A 6807-nucleotide genomic window follows, 5' to 3' on the forward strand; every position below is an offset into this window, starting at 1 on the left:
GGATTCCCACCGGTGCGGCGGCGGGGTCGCCCCGACGTACAGGTGCCTCAGTGGATCCCGATCGGGTAGGCGATCAGGCCGATCAGGAAGAGCAGCACCACAAAGCCGATCAGGGCCAGCGGCGCCTTCGCCCAGCCACGCGGGGGGTTGTACGTTTCACGCGGCCCGGCGCCCGACAGGCTGCCCTCGGCGGGCGGCGTCTCACCCGGCGGCACCAGACCGGAGGGACGGTCACCGGTCGGCTCGTTCAGGGGACTTACCTGATTCATGGCGACCTCGCTCACTCGCTGCCCGGTACACCGTCGGACGCGGGCACACCGCACCCACGGCACTGCTCTGCCCGCCGGGTGCCCACCGGCCGCGGTCGATAACGGACCGGGGACCACCCATGACGCCGGCCCCGTCGACCCACTGCGGTGTAACGCCGGGCTCCGGGGTACCCGCGCACGCGGCGGACCCGCTCGGACGGCGTCCGGTGGACCCGGAGGACGTACACGATGCGCTACGACGAACTGATCGGCATGGTGCAGAGCGGGGCGGCGCTCCCCGATCGCGCCACCGCCGAGGGCACCGCGGAAGCGGTGCTGCGCACCCTGTCCGAGCGTGTGCCGGACGGCCTTGCGCACCATCTCGCCGCGCAGCTTCCGGCCCAGCTCGCCGACCCGATGCTGGCCGGCACCTCGCCGGCCGAACCGGGCCCCGGCCCCTCGCCGGAGGGCGACCCGGCCCGGGGCGAGCCGTTCGGGCTGAGCGTCTTCGCCGGGCGGGTGGCCTGGCGCGCCGGTATCGCCGAGGACGAGGCGCTGCACCGGACGGCCGCGGTACTGGAGGTGCTCGACGCGGCGGTCAGCCCCGAGATGATGGAGAAGGTCGCCCGCGTACTACCCGGCGACATCCGCGCCCTGCTCCCCTTGGCCGGCCCGGACGGCGACGGGGACCGGCCCGGATGAGGCGGGTGCCGTGACCGGGGGCGACGCGCAACCACCGCTGACCGCAAGGGGCCGGATCTCTGAAGGGTCCTGCAACAGCCTGAAGGCGGTGGGGACTTCAGGCGGCGCAGATCCCGCTGTCCGATTCGCCTACCTGACCGGGATCTTGGTGTAGGTCTTGCCCTCCTGGCTGTCCATGCCGTACTGGGCGTACCGCTTGAGCATCTCGTCGGACGTCAGGACTTCGCCGGGTGCCTCGGCGCCGGAAGCGTTGTTCGGCGCCATCTGGTCGTTCGACGGTTGCACATGGGCCGTGCCCGGGTCCGACGCGCTCGCCGTACCGGCCGCGGCCAGCGACATGCCCAGTACGGCGAAGCCGGTGGTCGGCGCGTATGCCATCGGACCTCTGCGAGTCGGTTTACGGTGCGCGCCTGTCATCGGGCCTCCTGATGAGGGGGGGTGCTGTGGAGGCACCTGCTTGCCACACGAAGATCGCTGGTCAACCGGCGAAGGCCCCGGTTTCATCGACGCTTCATCGTCGTCTCACGGCACTGGGCCGGCGCGGCCTACTCGGACCGGAGCTGGGTAGGCGCACTGCTGCACCGAACCGTCCCGGTACGCCGGATTCGAGAGAGAAACGCATGACCGAAGACCTGCCCGGGGCGGCCCGGTGATCGCCGCCGGTTTCCGGCTTCCGCTGGAGCCGCTGCGCCGCACCGCCCACTATCCGGGGGAGACCGGCTGCATCGCCGAGGCCCGCGCCTTCACCGCCGTCTTCCTGGACCAGTTGGGCGCCGAGTGGGCCGTCCCCGTCGACCCCCGTACCCGCGGTGAACTCCTGCTGCTGGTCAGCGAGTTGATCACCAACGCGGGACGGCACAGCCGCGGTCCCTGCGTACTGGAGTTGGAGGGCACCGACGAGGCGGTGCGGGTCACCGTCTACGACAGCGGGGTCTGCCTGCCGCTCGCGGTGCCCGCGGCCCATGACCCGACCCGGGTCGGCGGCCACGGCCTGGAGATCGTCCACGCGGTGGCGCGGGAGGTGCGGGCCGAGCGGGTGCCGGTGGGGAAGCGGATCACCGCGGTGGTCCGGCTGCCCGCCACCCCGCTGTGAGCGCCCGGCCCGGTCAGTCCAGCGGGCGAAGGGGACCGCTCGGCACGCGGTACGGTCGCGCCGGGCGCCGCTGTACCGCGTGCCGGGCGGCCAGCAGCAGCGCGTGGATCTCGACGCCGGTCTGGTCGGCCGTGTCCAGCCGGTGCGCGAAGGGCAGTCGGGCCTCGCAGTGACCGCGTACGTATTCCAGGCGCAGGGTGATGCCGTAGCGGTCAAGCGCGGCGGGGACGGCGCGGACCACGCCCTGGCGGTGCTCCGGTTCCACCAGCCGCATTAGCAGCGGCACCACTTCCTCGTGCTGGTCCGCGAGATGGGTGAGCATCCCGGCCTCGGAGGTGGCCAGCGGGTCGGCGGCGGCCGCCGCGAGCTCGGCCCCGGACACCTTTGTGGTGACACCCCCGCAGTCCAGGACGGCCTGGCCGAATTCCATCCGCCGCTCCGAGCGGGGCCCGTCCGCCTCGGTGTACAGCAGTCCGGTCACACTGACCCTGGCGCGCACCCGGTGGCGGAGGGGGAGTGGCGCGATATCGGTGATCTCCAGGGTGGCCGGGGTGCCGTCCGTCGCCGGCAGTGCGGCGGGCGGCAGCAGCGGGCGCAGCCGCATCCGGTCGGTGGGCTCGGTGGCCTGCGCGGGCAGCACCTCGGTACGGCCCTCGGGGGTGACGAGGGTCATGGACGCGGCGGCGGCCAGCGCGGACCTGACCCGCTCGGCGGGGGACGGCCTGCTGGCGGGGACGTCGAAGAGGCGCATCCGGGCTCCTGCTGGACTAGGTCAACTTAGGTATGCCTAACCTAATGACATCCGCTGGTATCGCGCCAGTACGGGACCGAATTTCAGTGATTTCCCGGTTCGACGGGCGACTTCACGCCAGGTTGGCAAAGATGTCCTGTGATATGAGCCCGCTGCGGGGCAGCCGAGCCTGGAGGCCCCGCAGGTTGAGGAAGGGACGGACACCGTGGCACGACCGAGGATTCTCGTGGTGGGAGCCGGTTTCGCCGGAGTCGAGTGCGTGCGGCGGCTGGAGCGCAGACTGTCCCCGGGCGAGGCGGACATCGCGCTGGTGTCACCGTTCTCGTACCAGCTTTATCTGCCGCTGCTGCCGCAGGTCGCCGCCGGGGTGCTCACCCCGCAGTCGGTGGCGATCTCGCTGCGCCGCAGCCAGAAGTTCCGCACCCGGATCATCCCGGGCGGCGCGATCGGGGTGGACCCGCGGGCCAAGGTCTGTGTGATCCGCAAGATCACCGGCGAGACGCTCGACGAGCGCTACGACTACATCGTGCTCGCCCCCGGCAGCGTCACCCGCACCTTTGACATCCCCGGCCTGGTCGAGCACGCCCGCGGGATGAAGACGCTCGCCGAGGCCGCCTACATCCGCGACCACGTCATCGCCCAACTCGACCTAGCCGACGCCAGTACCGACGACGCCGAACGCGCCTCCCGGCTCCAGTTCGTGGTCGTCGGCGGCGGCTACGCGGGCACCGAGACCGCGGCCTGCCTCCAGCGCCTCACCCTCAACGCGGTCAAGCGCTACCCGCGCCTGGACCCGAAGATGATCCGCTGGCATCTCATCGACATCGCCCCCCGGCTGATGCCCGAACTCGGCGAACGCCTCGGGGATGTGGCGATGGGCATCCTCCAGCGCCGCGGTATCGAGGTCACCCTCGGCGTCTCGGTGGCGAAGGCCGCCCCCGAGGAAGTCACCCTCACCGACGGCCGCGTACTGCCCTGCCGCACCCTGATCTGGACCGCGGGCGTCGCCGCCAGCCCCCTGATCGCCACCCTCGGCGCCGAGACGGTACGCGGCCGGCTCGCCGTCACCCCGGAGATGAACCTCCAGGGCTTCGAAGGGGTCTTCGCCCTCGGCGACGCCGCCGCCGTACCGGACCTGGTCAAGGGCGACGGCGCGGTCTGCCCGCCCACCGCCCAGCACGGCATCCGCCAGGGCCGCAAGGTCGCCGACAACGTGATCGCCGCCGTCCGCGGCCTCCCCCTCACCCCCTACGTCCACCGCGACCTCGGTCTGGTGGTGGACCTCGGCGGCCGGGACGCCGTCTCCCGGCCGCTCGGCGTGGAGTTGCGCGGAATGCCCGCCCAGGCTGTGGCCCGCGGCTACCACTGGTCCGCGCTGCGCACCAACGTGGCCAAGACCCGGGTGCTCACCGACTGGTTGCTCAACGCGGTGGCCGGCGACGACTTCGTGCGGACCGGATTCCAGGCGCAGAAGCGGGCCACCCTGCGCGACTTCGAGTTCACCGACGCGTACCTCACCCAGGACGAGGTCCGCGAACACGCCGCCTCCCTCACCGCCAAGGGCTGACCCGCCCCGCCCGCGCCCGCCCGCCCCGCGCACCGACCCGGGGTGGGCGGGCGCGGTCGGCGGCTGATGTGATGGGCGGGTACGACGGCGAGCGGGAGCGAAGGGGCGCGGCGCGATGGAACGACGGCTCACCCGGGTCGAACGGCTGGGGCACGTCCTGGTGGTGCGGATGGACCGCCCGGCCAAACGGAACGCCATCGACCGGGAGTTGGCCGAGGAACTCGACAGCGCCTTCAACCTCCTCGACGACGATGACGACCTCCGCGCCGGCGTCCTCACCGGCACCCCCACCGTCTTCAGCGCCGGCAGCGACCTCAACGCCCTCGGCGACTACGTCACCGAACGCGGCGGCGAGTACGGCCTGATCCGGCGGCGCCGCCGCACCCCGCTGATCGCCGCCGTGGAGGGCCCGGCGCTCGGCGGCGGACTGGAACTCGTCCTCGCCTGCGATCTGACGGTGGCGGCGGAGGGCGCCCGCTTCGGACTGCCCGAGGTGTCCCGGGGCGTGGTGCCGACCTGCGGCGGACTCTTCCGCGGGCCGCGCGCCCTCCCGGTCAACCTGGCCCGTGAACTCGTCCTCACCGGTGACCCGTTCGACGCCCGCCGCGCCCACCAGGCCGGCCTGGTCAACCACCTCACCCCCGACGGCGGGGCCCTGCCCGCGGCGATCGCCCTCGCCGAGCGGATCGCGGCCAACGCGCCGCTCGCCGTCCAGCAGAGCCTCGCCGCGATGGAACGCTGGCTCGCCGGACCCGACGAGGGCCGCGGCGACGCCACCGGCTGGGCCGCCACCGCCGAGGCGACCGCCGCGGTCACCGCCTCCGCCGACCTCCAGGAGGGCATCGCCGCCTTCCTGGAGAAACGGCCCCCGCGCTGGCAGGGCCGCTGACCCCGGCCCGACACACGGAAGAGCCCCGTCCGCAGTTGCGGAACGGGGCTCTTCCGATCACGCCGGCAGCGGCGGCGCTCAGCCCTTGGCGTGGGGGTGCTGACGCTCCGAGTCCATCGTGGTGGCGGTGCGCAGGACGTCCTTGCAGTACGGGACATAGCCGGTGTTGTCGACGTACTTGGCGGTGACCCAGCGCTCGTGGCTGGTGCCGCGGAGCAGGTACCAGACCGTGTTCCCGCCGATGTCCTGGGCGCGGACCTTGCACGCCAGACCGACCTGCTGGCGGTACGCGAGGAAGCCGCGCGACGAGGAGTCCGTGCTCGGGAACTGCCGGACGGTCAGCCCGGCCGTGGTGGTGACGGTGCCGTACGGGCGGGCGGGGGCCGCGACCTGGCCGGGCGCCGCCGCCTGGGCGGGGGCCGCGGCGAGCAGGGAGCCGCCGAGGGCGAGGGCCGCGGTCAGCGCACCCGCGGCACGCTTGAGGCCGTGGACGGCGGGGACGGTGGACATGGTCATGTGCCTCTCCATTCTCGACACGCAGATGACCGCGGAGCGCGGCCGGTACGCTCGCGGCACATTACGACTAATTCCGGCCATATCGCCGACGAAACGCTGACGCAACCTCAGCGGCCGTACCCCACACGCCCGTTCATCGCCGCCCCGCCAACCCCGGCGACACGCCACCCCTCGGACCCGCTCCGGATGCCGCCCGCGCGCACCTCGTCCTACGGTCTGAGGCCACCGCCACCCGGCGGCCACCCAGCGACGAAGGAGCACTCATGACCGGCCACCCGCACCGCACCCGTACCGCTCTCCTGCTCACCGGGATCGCGGCCGCCACCCAGGTCGCCGTACTGCTCGCCGCGCCCGGCGCCACGGCCGTGTCGCGCGCCAGATGGGAGGCCATCGCCGCCTGCGAGTCCGGCGGCGACTGGCACGCCAACACCGGCAACGGCTACTACGGCGGGCTCCAGTTCGCCCAGTCCAGTTGGGAGGCGGTCGGCGGCAGACGGTATGCGCCGCGCGCCGACCTGGCCACCAAGGAGCAGCAGATCGCGATGGCCGAACGGCTCGCCGCCCGCCAGGGCATGGGCGCCTGGGGCTGCGCCTGACCTCGTGGGCGCGCCCCGACACGCCGGGGGCGTGCCGGGACACACTCTGAATGGAGTAATTTCCGGGCCTGCGGACTCCGGCACGGTCAGATCGGACAGTCGGTTTTCCGTCTCTGACAGGAGATATTCATGCGTATGCGTTCTCTCGCGGCCGCCACCGCCCTCGCCGGCGCCGTGGCCCTGGGCGCGGCGGGCGTCGCGTCCGCCCACGACGGCGATGGTGGCGGCGCGTCCGCCAAGGGCCTCGCGGCCATGTCGCCGGGCGTCCTCTCCGGCAATGTCGTCCAGGTCCCGATCGATGTGCCGATCAACGCCTGCGGCAACAGCGTCAATGTGGTCGGCCTGCTCAACCCGGCGTTCGGCAACGCCTGCATCAACAAGTGACACCCCGGCGGGCGCCCTGAGCGCCCGCCGGATCCGGTGGCCCCGGCGCCCGGGGGCCGGG

General features: G+C 72.9%; 10 protein-coding genes. 6 read left to right on the forward strand and 4 right to left on the reverse strand.

Translation table 11 applies throughout. From position 1 onward, the window contains the following. Window positions 1-47 precede the first annotated feature (47 nt). The gene (locus ACFVST_RS29005) at window positions 48-269 is read right to left on the reverse strand and encodes a DUF6480 family protein (RefSeq protein ID WP_390156574.1); all 222 of its coding nucleotides are present in this window, start codon (window positions 267-269) and stop codon (window positions 48-50) included. A 228-nt stretch (window positions 270-497) separates the two neighbouring features. On the opposite strand from ACFVST_RS29005, the gene ACFVST_RS29010 reads away from it, so the two are divergent. Next, window positions 498-950 carry a DUF2267 domain-containing protein gene (locus ACFVST_RS29010; RefSeq protein ID WP_390156575.1) on the forward strand — a complete coding sequence of 151 codons (453 nt, stop codon included), beginning with the start codon at window positions 498-500 and terminating at the stop codon, window positions 948-950. A 129-nt stretch (window positions 951-1079) separates the two neighbouring features. Here the strand turns inward: ACFVST_RS29010 and ACFVST_RS29015 are convergent, their stop codons facing one another. Further along, window positions 1080-1328 (reverse strand): hypothetical protein, encoded by a 249-nt coding sequence (locus ACFVST_RS29015; protein WP_390156576.1) that lies wholly within the window; start codon window positions 1326-1328, stop codon window positions 1080-1082. Window positions 1329-1599: 271 nt separating this feature from the next. Here ACFVST_RS29015 and ACFVST_RS29020 point away from each other — a divergent pair, with 271 nt between their 5' ends. Then, window positions 1600-2043, forward strand: a complete 444-nt coding sequence (locus ACFVST_RS29020) for an ATP-binding protein (RefSeq protein WP_390156577.1) — start codon at window positions 1600-1602, stop codon at window positions 2041-2043. Window positions 2044-2056: 13 nt separating this feature from the next. On the opposite strand, the gene ACFVST_RS29025 is transcribed toward ACFVST_RS29020, so the two are convergent. Beyond that, window positions 2057-2794, reverse strand: coding sequence for a DUF2470 domain-containing protein (locus tag ACFVST_RS29025; RefSeq protein ID WP_390156578.1), 738 nt, complete (start codon window positions 2792-2794; stop codon window positions 2057-2059). Window positions 2795-2999: 205 nt separating this feature from the next. Here ACFVST_RS29025 and ACFVST_RS29030 point away from each other — a divergent pair, with 205 nt between their 5' ends. After that, a complete protein-coding gene (locus tag ACFVST_RS29030; RefSeq protein WP_390156579.1) occupies window positions 3000-4361 on the forward strand; it encodes an NAD(P)/FAD-dependent oxidoreductase in 1362 nt (453 codons plus the stop codon). A gap of 115 nt (window positions 4362-4476) precedes the next feature. After that, window positions 4477-5250, forward strand: a complete 774-nt coding sequence (locus ACFVST_RS29035) for an enoyl-CoA hydratase-related protein (RefSeq protein WP_390156580.1) — start codon at window positions 4477-4479, stop codon at window positions 5248-5250. A 78-nt stretch (window positions 5251-5328) separates the two neighbouring features. Here the strand turns inward: ACFVST_RS29035 and ACFVST_RS29040 are convergent, their stop codons facing one another. Next, complete coding sequence (locus ACFVST_RS29040) at window positions 5329-5766, reverse strand: SH3 domain-containing protein (RefSeq protein ID WP_390156581.1); 438 nt, start codon at window positions 5764-5766, stop codon at window positions 5329-5331. 263 nt (window positions 5767-6029) lie between these two features. On the opposite strand from ACFVST_RS29040, the gene ACFVST_RS29045 reads away from it, so the two are divergent. Both ACFVST_RS29045 and ACFVST_RS29050 read left to right on the forward strand, forming a co-directional pair. Further along, a complete protein-coding gene (locus tag ACFVST_RS29045; RefSeq protein ID WP_390156582.1) occupies window positions 6030-6362 on the forward strand; it encodes a transglycosylase family protein in 333 nt (110 codons plus the stop codon). A 129-nt stretch (window positions 6363-6491) separates the two neighbouring features. Continuing rightward, complete coding sequence (locus ACFVST_RS29050) at window positions 6492-6746, forward strand: chaplin (protein ID WP_390156583.1); 255 nt, start codon at window positions 6492-6494, stop codon at window positions 6744-6746. Window positions 6747-6807: the final 61 nt, after the last annotated feature.

Source organism: Streptomyces sp. NPDC058045 (genome assembly GCF_042885635.1).
Taxonomy (GTDB): Bacteria; Actinomycetota; Actinomycetes; order Streptomycetales; family Streptomycetaceae; genus Streptomyces.

Bases quoted from the DNA above. Each gene is read 5' to 3' on its own strand.
- ACFVST_RS29025 (WP_390156578.1), bottom strand. From the start codon at position 2,794: ATGCGCCTCTTCGACGTCCCCGCCAGCAGGCCGTCCCCCGCCGAGCGG.
- ACFVST_RS29040 (WP_390156581.1), bottom strand. From the start codon at position 5,766: ATGACCATGTCCACCGTCCCCGCCGTCCACGGCCTCAAGCGTGCCGCG.
- ACFVST_RS29050 (WP_390156583.1), top strand. From the start codon at position 6,492: ATGCGTATGCGTTCTCTCGCGGCCGCCACCGCCCTCGCCGGCGCCGTG.
- ACFVST_RS29005 (WP_390156574.1), bottom strand. From the start codon at position 269: ATGAATCAGGTAAGTCCCCTGAACGAGCCGACCGGTGACCGTCCCTCC.
- ACFVST_RS29010 (WP_390156575.1), top strand. From the start codon at position 498: ATGCGCTACGACGAACTGATCGGCATGGTGCAGAGCGGGGCGGCGCTC.
- ACFVST_RS29015 (WP_390156576.1), bottom strand. From the start codon at position 1,328: ATGGCATACGCGCCGACCACCGGCTTCGCCGTACTGGGCATGTCGCTG.
- ACFVST_RS29045 (WP_390156582.1), top strand. From the start codon at position 6,030: ATGACCGGCCACCCGCACCGCACCCGTACCGCTCTCCTGCTCACCGGG.
- ACFVST_RS29035 (WP_390156580.1), top strand. From the start codon at position 4,477: ATGGAACGACGGCTCACCCGGGTCGAACGGCTGGGGCACGTCCTGGTG.